The organism is Streptomyces angustmyceticus (genome assembly GCF_019933235.1).
Lineage (GTDB): Bacteria > Actinomycetota > Actinomycetes > Streptomycetales > Streptomycetaceae > Streptomyces > Streptomyces angustmyceticus.
Window position 1 is genome coordinate 1,526,753 of the sequence record NZ_CP082945.1, and the last position, 16,639, is coordinate 1,543,391.

Here is a 16,639-nt window from a genome sequence, read left to right on the forward strand (position 1 = left end):
TCCCGCCATCGTCTACAGTGCGGTAGACCGTCTACTTACCTGTAGTCGCTCCGGGGCGCGCAGCCCGGTCGCACCCGAGCCCACGACGTCGGCCTGTGAGGATCTTCGTTGCCTGTCACCGTCCTGGTCGTCGAGGACGACCACGCCCTGCGGGACGTGCTGCTGCGCGGACTGCGTGACGAGGGCTTCGGCACGCGGTCCGCGCAGGACGGCGCCGGCGCCCTGCGGCTGGCCGGCGACGGCGTCGACGCGGTGGTGCTGGACGTCGGTTTGCCGGACGCGGACGGGCGGGACGTGTGCCAGGCGATGCGGGCGCGGGGATTCGCCGGCCCGGTCGTCTTCCTGACCGCGCACCACCAACTCCACGACCGCCTCAGCGGGTTCTCCGCCGGGGGTGACGACTACCTCCCCAAGCCGTTCCACCTCGCCGAGCTGGCCGCCCGATTGCGCGCCGCCCTCAAGCGTTCGGGACCCGAAGCGCCCACGGCCACCGGGGACCTGGTCCTGGATCCCCTGCACCACCGCCTGTGCGTACGGGGCGTCGAGGTGGCCCTGACACCCACCGAGTTCCGCCTGCTGGCCGCGCTGATGGCCGGGCTGGGGGCGGTGGTGCGCAGAAGGGAGCTGGTCCGGGCCGGCTGGCCGGAGGGCGCACAGGTCAGCGACAACACCCTCGACCAGTATCTGAGCCGGCTGCGCCGCAAGATCCGGGAGGCGGGCAGTGAGCTGACGATCAGCACCCTCCGGGGGATCGGGCACCGGCTGTCATGAGCGCCCTCCGTGGCCTCCTCGCCGTGCCGGCCCGCCGTTGCCGCCCCCGTACGCTGCGGGGCCGGCTGTCCCTGATCGCGCTGACCACCGCCGCGCTGGTGATGGTGGTCCTCACCGTCGTCTTCAACACGGTCGTCCGCCAGCGCCTCCAGCAGCAGGCGGACGGCGAACTGCGCACCCGGGCCGGCGCCGTGGCCGCGACCGTCGACACCCGCCACCACCCGGTACGGGTCCTGGAGACGCCGGGCGACGCCGCCCTCGACACCAACGTGTGGATCTACGCGGGCACCCGGCTGCTGGAGCACCCCGTGTCCGCCCCGCCCGGCGACACGGTCACCCGCGCCGCGGCCGGTCTCGCCGCGCACGGCGACCCACGCTGCACGGCCATGACGGCCGGTGACCGGATACGCCTGTGTGCCGAGCCCGTGGGCGGGGTCCGGCCGGGCGCCGGACCCGCGGCAGTCGTCGTCACCGCCATGGACCTCGCGCCCTACCGCGCCTCGGCCGACACCCTGCTCATCGCCTCCCTCGCCCTGGACGCCGGCGTCCTGGCCTGCACCTATGTCCTGACCCGGCTGGCGGTGGGACGCGCCCTGCGGCCCGTGCGGGCGATGACGGAGCAGGCCACCCGGTGGAGCGTGGTCGCCTCCGAACAGCGCTTCGGCGCCGGGGACCGCCCCGTCGAACTCACCCGGCTCGGGGCCTCGCTGGACGAACTCCTGGACCGGATCCGTGCCGTGCTGCGCCACGAACAGCAGCTCACCCGGGAGCTCTCCCACGAACTGCGCAACCCCCTGGCGCGGATCACCGCCGAACTCGACTGGTGGCAGACCCGCCCCCGCTCCACCGCCGAAACCCGCGCCACGCACGCCTCCATCGCCGATGCCGCCACGTCCATGCGCACCATCTGCGAGACCGTCCTCGACGACGCCAGGGCCGACGCACACACCGTCCCCGGCACATCGGACGCCATGGCCGTGCTGCGCCGGCTCGCCGCCCGGCTCGAAGCCCCGGGGAGGACCACGCTCACGGTTTCCGGACCGGGCACCCTGGTGGCCGGGGTGCCCGCCGCGCTGCTGGAACGCATCGTCGCCCCGCTCCTCGACAACGCCCTGCGCTACGCCCGCACCCGGGTCGCCCTCCAGGTCTCGCCGGAGCCCGACGGCATGCGGGTGGCGGTCGCCGACGACGGTCCCGGCGTCCCGGCCGCGTTCACCGCGCACCTCTTCCAGCCGGGCCGGCGCGCCGACCCCGAGGACGGACACGGCGGAGCGGGCCTGGGACTGCCGCTCGCGCGACGCCTGGCCCGCTCCGCCGGCGGTGAGGTGACCCATGACGCCGGGCACACCCCGGGCGCGCGCTTCGTGGTCGGCCTGCCCGCCGGATGACCCCGCCGCACCCGGCGCCGCTCAGGAAACGCCCGTGAGGGTCTGGTCCTCCGGGACCGCGGTCCTGCGCTCCTGCACGTGTGCGTATCCCATGAGGCCGAGCAGCACCGCGAGGAGCACTGCCGACGACCCCGCCGTGCCGAGGTCGAGGCCGCCCTTGGCGACCGGCTTGGTGAGGAAGTCTCCGGCGGTGGCCCCGAGGGGCCGGGTGAGCACGAACGCGATCCAGAACAGCACCACGTTCGGCACGGCCGGCACCCGCATCAGGACGACGAGTACGGCGAGCACACCGGTGACGAGCAGGGCGCCGCCCGCGTACCCGAGTCCGGAGCTGTCGGAGAGGAAGTCCCCCATGGACGTGCCGAGCGTGTTCGACACCAGGATCGCCGCCCAGAAGAGGGCCTCCGCGCGGAAGGTGACGATGTCGCGGATGGCGAACGTCAGCCCGGTGGCCTTCCAGATGGCGAAGATGGCGATCAGCAGCGAGATCAGGATGGCGGCCCCGGTGGGGTAGCCCAGCCCCAGGCCCTGCGGCCCCCAGCCGAGCGACTTGGCGCCGTCGGTGAGGAACTTGGCGCTGGCGTCCCGGTTCATGAAGTCGGACATCGTGGTGCCCGCCATGCTGGTGGACAGGATGACCGTCCAGTAGAAGAACGGGTTGTAGCGCCGGGACCGGAGCTGCACCACCAGCGTGACCACGAAGATCAGGAACAGCGCGATGGTGGTCAGGAAGTACCCGATTTTGAGGGTCTGGGCGAAGAGGTCACCGGCCGTCTCGCCGAGGGTCGTCGCCGCGGTCTTCATGACCCAGAAGGCCAGGGTGACCTCCGGGAGCTTCCGCAGCACGTACCTGTCGGTACCGGCGACGTCCCGGTCGGTCAGGACTTCGGGCTCAGGCAAGGTCGATCCCTCCTGGTGGCGCCTCCGCCTCGCCTCACGTCGTGCCGTGGGGCCGTGCGAAGTGCGCGCAGTGGCGGCAATGGGCGGGTACGAGGGACACCGCGATCAGCGATGGCGTCGCACGCCGCCCCACGCTTCCAGCCGCGACCTGAACGCATCCTGAACGCCACCGGACGCACCCGCGAAACAGCCCCGGACGGGTGAAGCCGGCCCCCGGAGCTCGGAGGGGCCGGCTTCACGTCCGGGCCGGGGCGATCCCGTGCTCAGCTCGCTGCGGAGGGAAGCCGTTCCGGCTCGGAGACGTCCCGCCGGGTGACCGTCAAGAACACCACCAGGCCGAGGATGACGGCCAGGAACAACACACTGGTGATCACCGTGCCCAGGCCGAGTCCGCCGCCCGAGGTGGGCTGGGAGAGGTAGTCGCCGATCGACGCGCCCAGCGGCCGGGTCAGGATGTAGGCGATCCAGAAGCTCCAGACCGCGTCCAGCCCGAGGGCGAAGTGCGCCACCGCGACGGCGGCGATCGCCAGGGCGAACAGGCCGGCGGAGACCCAGTATCCGAGGTCCATCCGTTCGGCGACCAGGTCACCGGCCGCGGTGCCCAGGGCGAAGGTGAACAGCACGGCGAGCCAGTAGAAAGTCTCGCGGCGGGTGGTGTCGATGTGGTGGATGGACAGCGTCTTTTCGCTGCGGTACCAGGCCACGAACACCACGACGAGGACCACCGCGAAGGCCACGGTGCTGGTCTCCAGCGGTACGCCCAGGTTGTCGGTGAGGTTGTCGCTGATCAGCGTGCCCACGACGCTGATCAGCGCCACGGCGAGCCAGTAGACGCCGGGCCGGTAGGCGCGGGTGCGGAACTGCGCCACCAGGACCGCGACGAGCAGGACGCTCATCAGCAGCGACACACCGGTCAGGCCCAGGCCGAGCTTCTCGTTCAGCAGGTCGGCCGCGGTCTCGCCGACCGTGGTGCACAGGATTTTGATGACCCAGAAGTACGGCGTGACCTCGGGAACCTTGTTCCGGCGGAGGCCCCGGCCGACGGGAGCGGAAGGGGAGCCGGACGCCATGTGCGCCTCAACGGCCCCAGGGATATCAGCTGTCATGGTGCCCGACCGTGCCACCGGCTGCCTGAACATATCCTGAGCGCTGCCAACCGTCTGCCGGGCTCGGAGGTAGCACAGTGCACGGTGAGTACAAGGTCCCCGGGGGCAAGCTCGTGGTCGTGGACCTCCGCGTCGAGGCGGGGCGGCTCAAGAACGTACGGGTCGCGGGTGACTTCTTCCTCGAACCGGACGAGGCCATCCTGCTGATCGACGACGCGCTGGAAGGCGCCCCGGCCGACACCGACGCCGCCGGCCTCACCGCCCGGATCAACGCCGCGCTGCCCCCGTCGGCCGTGCTGTTCGGCTTCACCGCCGAAAGCGTGGCCATCGCGGTACGCCGTGCCCTGGCCCAGGCCACGGACTGGAGCGACTACGACTGGCAGCTCATCCACGAGGGCCCGCAGCCGCCCGCCCTCCACATGGCGCTCGACGAGGTCATCACCGCCGAGGTCGCCGCGGGCCGGCGTCCGCCCACCCTCCGGGTCTGGGAATGGGACTCCCCCGCCGTCATCATCGGCAGCTTCCAGTCCCTGCGCAACGAGGTCGATCCCGACGGCGTCGCCCGCCACGGCATCACCGTCGTGCGCCGGATCTCCGGCGGCGGCGCCATGTTCGTGGAGCCGCAGAGCACCATTACCTACTCCCTGGCCGTCCCCGAAGCGCTCGTCTCGGGCCTCTCGTTCGCCGACAGCTACGCCTACCTCGACGACTGGGTCCTCGCCGCGCTCGGCGACATGGGCATCAAGGCCTGGTACCAGCCGCTCAACGACATCGCGACCGAGGTCGGCAAGGTCGCGGGCGCCGCGCAGAAGCGGGTGGTCGGGCCGGGCGGCGGACCGGGCGCGGTGCTGCACCACGTGACCATGTCCTACGACATCGACGCCGAGAAGATGCTCGATGTGCTGCGCATCGGCAAGGAGAAGCTGTCCGACAAGGGCACCCGGAGCGCCGGGAAGCGCGTCGATCCGCTGCGCCGGCAGACCGGCCTGCCCCGCGAGACCGTCATCGAGAAGATGATCGACTCCTTCCGCTCCCGCTACGGGCTCACTCACGGAGAGGTCACCGAGGGCGAGATGGCCCGCGCCCGGGAGCTCGTCCGGACCAAGTTCGAGGACGCCGCGTGGACCGCGCGCATCCCCTGATCCCCTGACCGGCCGCCGTGGCACAGGCCCCGCCCCCGCGCGCGAGGGTCGCGCACGGACGGGGCCGGTCTCTCACAGCGCCCAGGAGCCGGCCGGGTCGTCCAGCCACACCCTTTCGCCCCTGGCGGTCACGGTCAGACCGAAGCGCGAGGTGGTGGGACGGCCCTGGCCCTCCCACCACCGGAACGCGGCCTCCGCCTCGTCCCACAACCGGCGGGGGCCGGACTGCCAGACGCGCGCCGCCTGCCCGTCGCGGAACAGGCAACAGGCCCAGGACCGGTCACCGAGGCCGTAGAACCAGACCGGCCGTGCGCCGCCGTCCCTGGCCGCCACGACCTGCCGGCATCGCGGGACCCGGAGGCTCAGGGCGAACCGCTCGGGGCCGAAGTGGTCCCCGACGAACTCCGCTTCGGTGACCGTCGTGGACGACTCGTCGCCCTCCGCCACGCTGCCCGGGACGAACTCCTTGTGGACCACCGGCGAGAGCCGCTGGGAACGGAGCTTCATGAACTCCACGGGGCCCGTGAAGTTCCCGGCCGCGGACTTCCCGTCCGGCGCGACCACCAGGCGGGCCACCGCGTCGCCGTGGGAGAAGTCCGTCCCCCACGGGGCCACGATCACGCCACCCGGCCGGCACTGCTCCAGCCACACGGGCGGGATGGACCGGAGGCCGCACGTGGCGATGATCCGGTCGTACGGCGCGCCGCCCGGGTATCCCTGGGCCCCGTCGCCGTGGACGACATGGACGGGGATTCCCAGGCGCTCCACCGTGGCCATGGCGGCCGTGGCCACCGCCCGGTCCACCTCCACCGTGGTCACGCACCCGGGCCCGGTGCGGTGGGCCATGAGCACGGCGTTCCAGCCGGTGGCGGTGCCGATTTCCAGGACCCTGTGACCGGGCCGGAGGCCCAGGTCCCGGAGCATCCGGAAGACTACCGAAGGCATGGACGCGGAACTGGTCGGCACATGGCCCGGTTCGGTGCCGGCGTGCTTCCCGTCGTCCCATTGCGTCACGACGGGCACGTCGGAGTCCGCGAACTCCTGCCACCTCACGGGGTCGTCGGCCTTGCAGACGGCCACGCTCCGGCCGGTCTCCATGTCGAAGGGCCACATGAGGTCCGGCAGCACGGTGGAACGGGGAACGGCCGCGTACGAGGGAGCCCAGTCGGAGGACAGGACCCCTGACGACATGAGGGCACGCCCCAGCCCGTCGAGGCCGGGGCGCTCCTCGGGTGCGTCGGTGGTCACCGGTTCAGTCACCCTTGGGCGGGTTGGGGACACCGGGACCACCGTCCGGGGTCGGGGGCGTCTGCGGGCCGGGCCACGGCTCACCCGGGACCTTGTCGCCACCGTCATACGCAAGGATCATGATCACTGCTCCTCCATGTGCTCTCTCGGTTCTTGCCCACCCGTCCGACCACCGCTGTCCGTGGGACGGTCGCCCGGGGTCTTGCCCGCCCCCCTGCCGGGGTCCCTCAACAACGCGGGGGACGCCGGAACGGGCGTCCGGCGAGGAGGCGGAGTCCGGGGCCGGCCGGCGTCCGGCTTGCCGTGGATGCGCTGGCGCATCCGGTCCAACAGGTCGGCCCTTTCCGCGCGTTGCCTGTCCGCGTTCCGGTCGTCCTTCGCCACGGCGCCGGTCTGCTTCAAGTCACCCCGCGGCTTGCGGGCGTTCAGCGGCCTGCTCATTCCCCGCCCCCTCCCTTCCGGGCACGCGCGGCGGCCGCCACGGGCACGTCGTCGTGCTGCGGATGACGCCGGAGCAGCACCCGGCAGTCCACGGCCCGGGTCCGGTCACCAGCCCTCTCGGCCGCCTCCAACTCCCGTTCCAGGTCGCCGCACTTCGCACAGCTCACGACGCACCTCGCAGGCGCGTCCGCGTCGTGAGCTGTTGCGGCGACGCGCTGAACTCGGGTGGTGCCTGCGTCCTGGTCACGCCCGCGCCTCCCTTCCGTGAGGGTGACCAGCGATCACGCCGTTCAGGCTCCGGACCTCCAACGACCGGCCCGCCTGCCGGGCCGCCTCCCGTTCCCATCCGCAGGTTTCGCACACGTCGCACCCCGGAACCGGGACGGGCTCCAGCTTCGCCCCGACAACCGCCGGGCCGTTCTCACTCCGATTCATCGCGCATCCGCTCCAGCCCGGCACGTGCGGCGGCCGTCCCCGAATCCACAACATCGCTGGCCGCTGAAGCTTTTCGCTCACCCATCCGAACCCCTCACTCTCTGCGGCTGGTTGGTGACAAGAGTGGGGGAGAAATCGGTACGGTGAGGAGCGATTCAGCGCCCGGTCTGGGCGTTGGGAACGCGGACATATGCGTACGCCGTTGACCGGCATAAATGACGCGACGGCCGCACGTGACCAGGTCAATGGGCAGGGGGAGTTATGGACCGTACCGGGGGCGCGCCAGGGGGTGCAGGGAGCCCAGAGGACACAAACGACCCACGCAGGCAACTCGGGGAGGAGTGCCGGAGCCACCGGGAGCTGTATCCAGGAGAGCCCCTGAGCCAGACTCAACTGGCAAGGCTGACCCGGACGTCCAAAAGCACCATCAGCCGCGTGGAGACGTTCGTGGGGCCAGTGCCGGTCGATCTCCCACCCCTCTTGGACCAGGTCTTTTCGACGGACGGCCTGTTCAAGCGGCTGTACGAAGAGATCACCGCCCAGTCCTTCCCGGAGCACTCCCGAAAGCGAATGAAGCTGGAGCCCGGGGCGATAGCGATTGCCGAGTGGTCACCGACCGTCGTGCCCGGACTCCTCCAGACAGCGAGCTACGCATACGCCCTCTTCCGGGAGGGTGACCCGCGGGCCAGCGATGAGGAACTGGCGAAGAAGGTTCAAAAGCGCATGGCCCGCCAGGAAGTGCTCAGAGGAAGCTCACCGCCGGACTTCTCCGTCATCATTTGTGAGTCCGTGCTTCTGCGGAACGTCGGCGGCCCGGAGATCATGCGGGAACAGCTTGCCGCGCTGCTCCACCATGGCGCCCAGCCCACCACCGTCTTGCAGGTACTTCCGCTCTCTGCGGGGACTCACGGACTGATGGACGGGTCCATGTCGATTCTGACCAGCGACGATGGACAACCCGTGATTTACACAGAAGGCATCAGGTCCGGCGCGATCATTGATGAGCCGTCAGCCGTGCGTCATCTCTCCCGGTCTTACGATGTACTCACCGCTTCAGCCCTGGCGCGTGACGTGTCCACCCGCATGATCCGCAAGCTTTTGGAGGCATCGTGACCCCCCCGACTCACCCCTGGGTCAAGTCCAGCTACAGCAGCCAAGACGGCGGCAACTGCCTGGAGTGGTCCCCGGCGCACGCAAACGCCCACGGCACCGTTCCCGTCCGGGACAGCAAGAACCCCAACGGACCGGCCCTGAACTTCGCCCCGACCGCGTGGTCAGCGTTCGTTACCGGTGTGCAGGCAGGGGACTTCCCCGCGTAAGGCGTACGCCGAAGTACAGAAGGCCCCCTCCCGGATGCCCAGGAGGGGGCCGCTGTGCGCCCGGCCGCCGTAAAGCCCCGGCCGGACCGCGCGGACGGCCCCTCAGGACGCCCGCGCCCGCCCGGCCCGTCCCGACGCCGTGGCCATCAGCAGCGTGTAGAGGGTCAGTGCGGTGGCCAGGCCCACTGCCCAGCCGTAGTCGGCCAGGGGTTTGAGGAGGGGAATCAGGCCGTCGGCGGGGAAGGGGCCCTTGCCGGGGTGGGAGTAGGAGCCGCCCACGGCCAGGAGGCCGCCGGTGGTGAAGGCGAGGACGGCGCGCCAGTTCCAGCCGGCCGTGTACCAGTAGGGGCCGTCGGGGCGGTAGAGGCCGGCGAGGTCGAGGACGGTACGGCGGACGAGCCAGTAGTCGGCGATGAGGATGCCGGCGACGGTGCCGAGCAGGCCGCCGACCACGCCGAGCCAGGTGAAGATGTACAGCTCGGGGGTGGCGGTGAGCTTCCACGGCAGGATGATCACGCCGACCACGCCGGTGATCAGCGCGCCGGTGCGGAAGCTGATGAACTTCGGGGCCAGGTGGGCCAGGTCGTAGGCGGGTGAGACGACATTGGCGGCGAGGTTCACGGAGATCGTCGCGATCAGGACCGTGACCAGGGCGAAGAGCAGGCCGAAGACGCTGTCGGACTTGCCGGCCAGGGCGACGGGGTCCCAGATCGGCGCCCCGTACACCGCCTGGGAGCCGGAGGTGACCAGGACGGACAGCAGGGCGAAGGCCGTCATCGTGGTCGGCAGCCCGAGGGACTGCCCCCAGACCTGGGCCCGCTGTCCGGCGCCGAAGCGGGTGAAGTCGGGGATGTTGAGGGACAGCGTCGCCCAGAAGCCGATCATGCCCATGAGGGACGGGAAGAAGACCGGCCAGAAGTCCGCGCCCCAGCCCAGTGCGCTGGGCTGGTCCAGGAGCGGGCCGAACCCGCCCGCCTTGGCCGCCATCCAGCCGAGCAGCGCCAGCGCGCCGACGAGGACGAAGGGCGCGGCCCAGTTCTCGAAGCGGCGCAGGGTCTCCATGCCCCGGTGGATGATGGCGAGTTCGACGGCCCAGAAGACCAGGAAGCAGAGCCACAGGGTCCAGGGGTAGCCGCCGATGGACGCCGCGGAGGCCCAGTCACCGCCGAAGATCTTGCCGAGCAGGATGTAGATGCCCTGGCCGCCGATCCAGGTCTGGATGCCGAACCAGCAGCAGGCCACGGCGGCCCGGACCAGCGCGGGCAGATTGGCGCCGCGCAGCCCGAACGACGCCCGCGCCAGGACGGGGAAGGGGATGCCGTACTTCGGGCCCGCGTGCCCGGTGAGCAGCATCGGGACGAGGACGACGAGGTTCGCCAGCGCGATGGTCAGCACCGCCTGCTTCCAGTCCATGCCGAGCGCGACCAGCCCGGAGGCGAGCGTCCAGGACGGGATGTTGTGGGCCATGCCGACCCAGAGGGCGGTGAAGTTGTAGGTGGTCCAGCGGCGTTCGGCGAGCGGCACGGGGCGCAGGTCGGCGTTGACGTACCGGCCGTGTGCGGCGATGGCGCCCGGCGCCGGCTCGACGCGGCCGTCCGGGGCGGTGAGCTGCGCCGGGGATGCTATGGGGGGCTCCGGGGGCACGGGTGCGGAGGTCGCGGGCATACGGGGCCTGGCCTTTCGTCCGGGTGCGGGCCGCCCTGCGGACGGGCGGCGCAGCAGGTCCTCGGTCGTGGCGGCCGGCCGGTCGGGCCGGCCGCCACGGCCGCTGGGGCACTCGCGGGCCGCCGCGCCGAGGGCGGTGCGCACCACCCCGTACCGGCGCCCGTTCAGTCGGCGAACGCGGGAAGGATCTCCGCTCCGTAGGCGTCGATGGTCGACTCCTTGGCGTCGTGCATGGCGTAGAGCGCGAACTGGTCCACGCCCAGCGCCTGGAGCTGCCGCAGCTTCTCCAGGTGCGCGGCGGCCGGGCCGAGCAGGCAGAAGCGGTCGATGACGGCGTCCGACACGAAGCCGGCGTCGGGGTTGCCCGACCGGCCGTGGTGGGCGTAGTCGTAGCCCTCCCGGGACTTGATGTAGGCGGTCAGCTCGTCCGGCACCATGCCGGAGTGCTCGCCGTAGCGGACGACGAGGTCGGCGACGTGGTTGCCGACCATGCCGCCGAACCAGCGGCACTGCTCGCGGGCGTGGTCCAGGTCGTCGCCGACGTAGGCCGGGGCGGCGACGCAGATGGTGATCGCGGCCGGGTCGCGTCCTGCGTCCTTCGCTGCCGTTCGTACCGCCTTGATCATCCATTCGGTGAGGAAGGGATCGGCGAGCTGGAGGATGAAGCCGTCGGCCAGTTCGCCGGCCATGGCGAGGGCCTTGGGCCCGTAGGCCGCCATCCACACCGGGAGCTTGCCGTCCTTGATCCAGGGGATCTTGATCCGGTGGTCGCCGACGTACGCCTCGCGCCCCTCGGCCAGATCGCGGATGGTGCCGATGGCCTGGCCGAGCCGGGCGAGGGTGTTGGGCGGCCGCCCGGCCACCCGCATCGCGGAGTCGCCGCGGCCGATGCCGCAGACGGTGCGGTTGCCGTACATCTCGTTGAGGGTGGCGAAGGTGGAGGCGGTGACCTCGGGGGCGCGGGTGGAGGGATTGGTGACCATCGGGCCGACGATCAGCCGCTCGGTGTGTTCCAGGACGCGGCTGTAGAGGACGAACGGTTCCTGCCACAGCACGGTCGAGTCGAAGGTCCAGCCGTAGCGGAAGCCGTTGCGCTCGGCACGGCGCATCAGGGACACCACGGCGGAGGAGGGCGGGTCGGCCTGCAGAACAACTCCGAAGTCCACGGCGGCGCTCCTTAGATGAGGTACTGGCAGGTGCCACGCGGGATGTACTGGCCGTGCCCCGCATGGCCGGTGAACTCCCGCCGGTCGATGACGAGTTCGCCCCGCGAGAGGACCGTTTCGACCTGGCCGGTGAGCTGTTTGCCCTCGTACGCCGAGTAGTCGACGTTCATGTGGTGGGTCTCGGCCGAGACGGTCTGCTGGGCGGTGGGGTCGTAGATGACGAGGTCGGCGTCGGCGCCGGGGGCGATGGTGCCCTTCTTCGGGTAGAGGCCGAACATCCGGGCCGGGGTGGCGCAGGCGATCTCGATCCAGCGGCGGCGGCTGATCCGGCCCTCCACGACGGCCTGGTGGAGGAGGTCCATCCGGTTCTCCACGCCGGGCATCCCGTTGGGGATCTTGGAGAAGTCACCGCGGCCGAGCTCCTTCTGCCCCTGGAAGCAGAAGGGGCAGTGGTCGGTGGAGACCACCTGGAGGTCGTTGGTGCGCAGCCCGCGCCACAGCGCCTCCTGGTGCTCCCGGGGCCGCAACGGGGTGGAGCAGACGTACTTGGCGCCCTCGAAGCCCGGCTCGGCGAGGTTGTCGGTGGACAGGAACAGATACTGCGGGCAGGTCTCGCCGAAGACGTTCAGCCCCTTGTCGCGGGCCTGGGCGATCTCGGCCAGGGCCTCCTCCGCGGAGACGTGGACGACGTAGAGCGGCGCGCCGGCCACCCGTGCCAGCTGGATGGTGCGGTGGGTGGCCTCGGCCTCCAGGAGGACCCGGCGGACCTCGCCGTGGTAGCGCGGGTCGGTCCTCCCCTCGGCCAGCGCCTGTTCGACGAGGACGTCGATGGCGATGCCGTTCTCGGCGTGCATCATCACCAGGCCGCCGTTGTCGGCGGAGCGCTGCATCGCGCGCAGGATCTGTCCGTCGTCGCTGTAGAAGACGCCGGGATAGGCGGTGAACAGCTTGAAGGAGGTAACGCCCTCCGCCACCAGGAGGTCCATCTCCTTGAGGGTGTGCTCGTTGACGTCCGAGAGGATCATGTGGAACGCGTAGTCGATGGCGCACTGGGCGTCGGACTTGGCGTGCCAGGTGTCCAGGCCGGCGCGGAGGGACTTGCCGCGGGACTGGACCGCGAAGTCGATGAGGGTGGTGGTGCCGCCCCAGGCGGCGGCGCGGGTCCCGGTCTCGAAGTTGTCGGAGGAGAACGTCCCGCCGAACGGGAAGTCCAGGTGGGTGTGGGCGTCGACACCTCCCGGGATGACGTATCTTCCGGTGGCGTCGAGGACGCGGTCCGCCGACTCCACCCAGCTCTCGGCGCCGGGACTGCCGTGCGCGGCGAGGGCGGCCACCCGGCCGTCCTCCACGAGCACATCGGCATGGATCTCATCGGCGGCTGTGATCACCAGTCCGCCCCGGACGACCGTACGGGTCACCATCCCTGCTCCTTCCACACCAGCGACTTCGGCGGCACGGGAGTGCGGAGCTCGACGCGCACCATCCCCTCGGCAGGTCTGCTCCGCTGACGCCACGCCACGACCGGATCTACACCCGTAGATCGCGGTCGAGAAGGAGACCGTAGAAGCATGTCACCCACCGTGGCAATACCGTGACCGTTAATCAGCGGAGTCCTTCGTGTTGCGCCGACGATCATCTGGACGGTTCAACGCGGCGGCCGGGCGCCACGGCCGCGCCGTGCGGCACAGGGGTGCGGGGGCGGCCCGATGGGCAGGTATCCGCCGGCGCCGGCGGCCGTTCCTCGCGAGCGCCACGGCATCCTGGCGGACGCGGCAGAGAGGCGGGCGGGCATGGAGCACAGCACACCGTGGGAGTTCTCCGACGACCGGGGGCGCCTCGCGGTGGCCGGGGAGCGGCCGTCGCGGATCGTGGCGTACATACAGGCGGGAGCGACGCTGTGGGACCACGGCATACGTCCCGTGGGGCTCTTCGGTTCCCAGCACGACGGCGCCGCCCCCGACCCCGCCAAGGCCGGTGAGCTGCCGCTCGCCGGACTCCGCTATCTGGGGTCGGGCGCCGCCCTGCACCCGGACACCGTGCTGGAGGCGGATCCCGACCTCGTCGTGGCCGTGACCTACGACGGCGAGCAGGTCTACGGCCTGGAGCCGAAGACCGCGCTGGAGCTGGAGGCGCATGTCCCGGTGGTCACGGTCGCGGTGGGCCCGGGGCGCAGCCTGGCCGGGGTGCGCGAGCGGTTCGCGGCGCTCGCCGGTTCGCTGGGACGGGGCGAACCCCTCGGCGCGGCACGGGAGTTGGACGCCGCCGAGGACGCCCTGCGGCAGGCGGCAGGCGCCGCGGCGGGCCCGCGGGTGCTGGCGCTGTCGCCGGCGGGCGCGGAGCGGGTGCATCTGGCCCGGCCCGGTTCCTGGCCGGACCTGCGGGCGCTGACCGAACACGGCGTGGGGCTGCTGGAGCCGGCCGCGGGCGCCGGGGTGAACTGGTCCACCGTCGGCTGGGCGGAGGCCGCGGCGATGGACCCGGACATCGTGCTCATGGACGTACGGACCAACGCCGCCCGGCCCCAGGAACTCCGGGCCGACGCGCACTGGCGCGCGATCGAGGCGCGGGCCCGGCTGCTGCCGTGGAACCCGGAGGCGCCGTGCAGCCGGCGCGCACACACCCGTTTCTTCACCCTGCTGGCCGAGACCGTGCGCGAGGCGGCCGGGGCGGACTGAGACGGGGCCGGGGCCCGCCGCGCAGGAGCGGGGACGCCCCTCTCCGTGAGGCCCCCGCCCCGTGCGCGGCGGCGCCGGCTACGACGCGGCCAGCAGGCCCTGGGCCGACCGCAGCGCGTCCGCGAGCAGTTCCGCGCCCTCCTCCGCCTCGGCGACCGTCAGCGTCATCGGCGGCGCGATCCGCAGCGAGGAGCCGCCCTGCCCGCCCTTGCCGACCAGCAGGCCGCGCTCCCTGGCGGCCTCCACGACCAGCGAGGCGGCCTCGGGCGAGTGCTCGTCGGTGCCGGGTCTGACGAGTTCGATGCCGATCATCAGGCCGCGGCCGCGCACCTCCCGTACGACGTCGAGGCCGGCCGCGACCGCCCGCAGCCGCTCGATGAGCAGGCCGCCGACCCGCCGGGCGTTGCCCTGGAGGTCGTGTTCGAGGAGGTAGTTGAGGTTGGCCAGGCCCGCGGCCATGGTGACGGGGCTGCCGCCGAAGGTGGAGATGGAGTTCGCGGACAGGCCGTTCATCACCTCGGCGCGGGCCACCACGCCGCCGATGGACATGCCGTTGCCGATGCCCTTGGCGAAGGTGAGCATGTCGGGCGGGCCGTTGCCGTCGTGCGCCTGCCAGCCCCAGAAGTGGTCGCCGGTGCGGCCCCAGCCGGTCTGCACCTCGTCGCTGATCCAGAGGATGCCGTGCCGGGCGAGCACCTCGCGGAACGCGGCGTAGAGGCCGTCGGGCGGCATGGTGAACCCGCCGACGCCCTGGACCGGTTCGGCGATCAGCGCGGCGACGCCGCCGGCGGTCTGCTGGAGCACGTCCTCCAGGTCGGCGACGCAGGCGGCGGTGTACGCGGCGTCGCTCAGCTCCGCGTACGGGCCGCGGCTGCGCACCCCGCCGTGGACGTAGAGCGTCTGCAGCGGGGAGAGGCTGGTCGGGGACCAGCTCTGGTTGCCGGTGATGCCGACGGTGGAGAACGACCGGCCGTGGTAGCTGTTGCGCATCGCCAGGACCTGGTTGGAGCGGCGGTGCGTGGTGGCCAGCAGCAGGGCCGCGTCGTTGGCCTCGGTGCCCGAGGTGGTGAAGAAGACCCGGGCGTCGGGGATGCCGGAGAGCGCCACGATCCGCTCCGCCAGCTCGACCATGGGGCGGGAGAGGTAGAGCGTGGAGGTGTGGAGGATGCGGCCGGCCTGCTCGCCGACGGCCTTGGTCACCTCGGGCAGCGCGTGGGCCGTCATGGTGGTGAGGATGCCGCCGAAGAAGTCGAGGTAGCGGTTGCCCTCGGCGTCCCAGACGTGGCGGCCCTCGCCGTGGGTGAGTTCGAGGGGCCGCTCGTAGTAGAGGCTGAGCCAGGAGGGCAGGACGGCCTGGTGGCGGGCGTACAGGCTCGCGGGGTCGTGGCTCATGGCTGCACCAGCCCGTCGTACGCGTCGGGGCGGCGGTCGCGGTAGAACGCCCACTGCTGGCGGACCTCGTCGATCAGGTCGAAGTCGAGGTCGCGGATGACCAGTTCCTCCTTGGAGTCGCTGGCCACGTCGCCGACGAACTGGCCGCGCGGGTCGACGAAGTAGCTGGTGCCGTAGAAGTCGTTGTCGCCGTACTCCTCGACGCCGACGCGGTTGATCGCCGCGATGAAGTACTCGTTGGCGACGGCCGCCGCGGGCTGTTCCAGCTGCCAGAGGTAGGCGGACAGGCCGCGGGAGGTGGCGGAGGGGTTGTAGACGAGCTGGGCGCCGTTGAGGCCCAACTGCCGCCAGCCCTCGGGGAAGTGGCGGTCGTAGCAGATGTAGACGCCGATCTTGCCGACGGCGGTGTCGAAGACCGGCCATCCGGCGTTGCCCGGCTTGAAGTAGTACTTCTCCCAGAAGCCCTTGACCTGCGGGATGTGGTGCTTGCGGTAGGTGCCCAGCACCGTGCCGTCGGCGTCGATGACGGCGGCGGTGTTGTAGTAGAAGCCGGACTGCTCGACCTCGAAGACGGGGACGACGATGACCATGCCGGTCTCCCGGGCGAGGTCCCGCATCCGCCGGACGGTCGGCCCGTCGGGCACCGGCTCGGCCCAGCGGTAGTGCTCGGGCTCCTGGACCTGGCAGAAGTACGGGGCGTTGAAGACTTCCTGGAAGCCGATCACTTTCGCGCCCTGCGCGGCCGCCGCTCTGGCGTACTCCTCGTGCTTCGCGATCATCGATTCGGTGTCGCCGGTCCAGGTCGCCTGGACCAGTGCGGCACGCACAACATCGGCCATGAGCTGCTCCTTTGTCGATGCGTCAGCCTGCAGCCCGCGCGGGATCTACGCGTGTGGAGGTGACCGTAAGCCCCGTCACGCACCGTGGCAAGACCATCTCCGTATGGCGCGTCCGGGATATCGACAGGGAATCTTGCAAGTTTGCCTGTCGA

14 protein-coding genes are annotated in these 16,639 nt (G+C 71.4%); 6 read left to right on the forward strand and 8 right to left on the reverse strand.

What is annotated here, in order from left to right:
• The first annotated feature begins 108 nt into the window (after positions 1-108).
• Both K7396_RS07155 and K7396_RS07160 read left to right on the forward strand, forming a co-directional pair.
• The gene (locus K7396_RS07155; RefSeq protein ID WP_086718945.1) at positions 109-771 is read left to right on the forward strand and encodes a response regulator transcription factor; all 663 of its coding nucleotides are present in this window, start codon (positions 109-111) and stop codon (positions 769-771) included.
• Positions 768-2,159, forward strand: coding sequence for a sensor histidine kinase (locus K7396_RS07160; protein WP_086718944.1), 1,392 nt, complete (start codon positions 768-770; stop codon positions 2,157-2,159). Before K7396_RS07155 ends, K7396_RS07160 begins: the two co-directional genes overlap by 4 nt.
• Positions 2,160-2,180: 21 nt before the next feature.
• On the opposite strand, the gene K7396_RS07165 is transcribed toward K7396_RS07160, so the two are convergent.
• Positions 2,181-3,059, reverse strand: coding sequence for a COG4705 family protein (locus tag K7396_RS07165; protein ID WP_208629126.1), 879 nt, complete (start codon positions 3,057-3,059; stop codon positions 2,181-2,183).
• Between the two features lie 263 nt (positions 3,060-3,322).
• Positions 3,323-4,129 carry a COG4705 family protein gene (locus K7396_RS07170; protein ID WP_086718943.1) on the reverse strand — a complete coding sequence of 269 codons (807 nt, stop codon included), beginning with the start codon at positions 4,127-4,129 and terminating at the stop codon, positions 3,323-3,325.
• Positions 4,130-4,242: 113 nt separating this feature from the next.
• Here K7396_RS07170 and K7396_RS07175 point away from each other — a divergent pair, with 113 nt between their 5' ends.
• Positions 4,243-5,307, forward strand: a complete 1,065-nt coding sequence (locus K7396_RS07175) for a lipoyl protein ligase domain-containing protein (protein ID WP_086718942.1) — start codon at positions 4,243-4,245, stop codon at positions 5,305-5,307.
• A gap of 72 nt (positions 5,308-5,379) precedes the next feature.
• Here K7396_RS07175 and K7396_RS07180 read toward each other — a convergent pair whose 3' ends face one another.
• Positions 5,380-6,498, reverse strand: coding sequence for a methyltransferase domain-containing protein (locus K7396_RS07180; RefSeq protein ID WP_174886860.1), 1,119 nt, complete (start codon positions 6,496-6,498; stop codon positions 5,380-5,382).
• Positions 6,499-7,866: 1,368 nt separating this feature from the next.
• Here K7396_RS07180 and K7396_RS07185 point away from each other — a divergent pair.
• Positions 7,867-8,544, forward strand: a complete 678-nt coding sequence (locus tag K7396_RS07185; protein ID WP_223659711.1) for a DUF5753 domain-containing protein — start codon at positions 7,867-7,869, stop codon at positions 8,542-8,544.
• Positions 8,541-8,750 (forward strand): DUF397 domain-containing protein, encoded by a 210-nt coding sequence (locus tag K7396_RS07190; RefSeq protein WP_086718938.1) that lies wholly within the window; start codon positions 8,541-8,543, stop codon positions 8,748-8,750. The genes K7396_RS07185 and K7396_RS07190 overlap by 4 nt, the downstream gene beginning before the upstream one ends.
• A 102-nt stretch (positions 8,751-8,852) precedes the next feature.
• Here K7396_RS07190 and K7396_RS07195 read toward each other — a convergent pair whose 3' ends face one another.
• The 3 genes from K7396_RS07195 to hydA all read right to left on the reverse strand — a co-directional run bounded on the left by K7396_RS07195 (position 8,853) and on the right by hydA (position 13,002).
• Entirely contained in the window at positions 8,853-10,415 is a 1,563-nt protein-coding gene (locus K7396_RS07195) for an NCS1 family nucleobase:cation symporter-1 (RefSeq protein ID WP_086718950.1), read from the reverse strand.
• 164 nt (positions 10,416-10,579) lie between these two features.
• Positions 10,580-11,581, reverse strand: a complete 1,002-nt coding sequence (locus tag K7396_RS07200; RefSeq protein ID WP_086718937.1) for a TIGR03842 family LLM class F420-dependent oxidoreductase — start codon at positions 11,579-11,581, stop codon at positions 10,580-10,582.
• An 11-nt stretch (positions 11,582-11,592) separates the two neighbouring features.
• On the reverse strand, positions 11,593-13,002 hold the full coding sequence (gene hydA / locus K7396_RS07205; protein ID WP_086718936.1) for a dihydropyrimidinase: 1,410 nt from the start codon (positions 13,000-13,002) through the stop codon (positions 11,593-11,595).
• A 369-nt stretch (positions 13,003-13,371) separates the two neighbouring features.
• Between hydA and K7396_RS07210 the strand changes: the two genes are divergently transcribed.
• Positions 13,372-14,256 carry an ABC transporter substrate-binding protein gene (locus tag K7396_RS07210; RefSeq protein WP_086718935.1) on the forward strand — a complete coding sequence of 295 codons (885 nt, stop codon included), beginning with the start codon at positions 13,372-13,374 and terminating at the stop codon, positions 14,254-14,256.
• A gap of 78 nt (positions 14,257-14,334) precedes the next feature.
• Here the strand turns inward: K7396_RS07210 and K7396_RS07215 are convergent, their stop codons facing one another.
• Positions 14,335-15,648, reverse strand: a complete 1,314-nt coding sequence (locus K7396_RS07215) for an aspartate aminotransferase family protein (RefSeq protein ID WP_086718934.1) — start codon at positions 15,646-15,648, stop codon at positions 14,335-14,337.
• Positions 15,645-16,487, reverse strand: coding sequence for a nitrilase-related carbon-nitrogen hydrolase (locus K7396_RS07220; RefSeq protein ID WP_086718933.1), 843 nt, complete (start codon positions 16,485-16,487; stop codon positions 15,645-15,647). Before K7396_RS07220 ends, K7396_RS07215 begins: the two co-directional genes overlap by 4 nt.
• Positions 16,488-16,639 lie beyond the last annotated feature (152 nt).

Bases quoted from the DNA above. Each gene is read 5' to 3' on its own strand.
- K7396_RS07180 (WP_174886860.1), bottom strand. From the start codon at position 6,498: ATGTCGTCAGGGGTCCTGTCCTCCGACTGGGCTCCCTCGTACGCGGCC.
- K7396_RS07220 (WP_086718933.1), bottom strand. From the start codon at position 16,487: ATGGCCGATGTTGTGCGTGCCGCACTGGTCCAGGCGACCTGGACCGGC.
- K7396_RS07210 (WP_086718935.1), top strand. From the start codon at position 13,372: ATGGAGCACAGCACACCGTGGGAGTTCTCCGACGACCGGGGGCGCCTC.
- hydA (WP_086718936.1), bottom strand. From the start codon at position 13,002: ATGGTGACCCGTACGGTCGTCCGGGGCGGACTGGTGATCACAGCCGCC.
- K7396_RS07215 (WP_086718934.1), bottom strand. From the start codon at position 15,648: ATGAGCCACGACCCCGCGAGCCTGTACGCCCGCCACCAGGCCGTCCTG.
- K7396_RS07160 (WP_086718944.1), top strand. From the start codon at position 768: ATGAGCGCCCTCCGTGGCCTCCTCGCCGTGCCGGCCCGCCGTTGCCGC.
- K7396_RS07170 (WP_086718943.1), bottom strand. From the start codon at position 4,129: ATGGCGTCCGGCTCCCCTTCCGCTCCCGTCGGCCGGGGCCTCCGCCGG.
- K7396_RS07195 (WP_086718950.1), bottom strand. From the start codon at position 10,415: ATGCCCGCGACCTCCGCACCCGTGCCCCCGGAGCCCCCCATAGCATCC.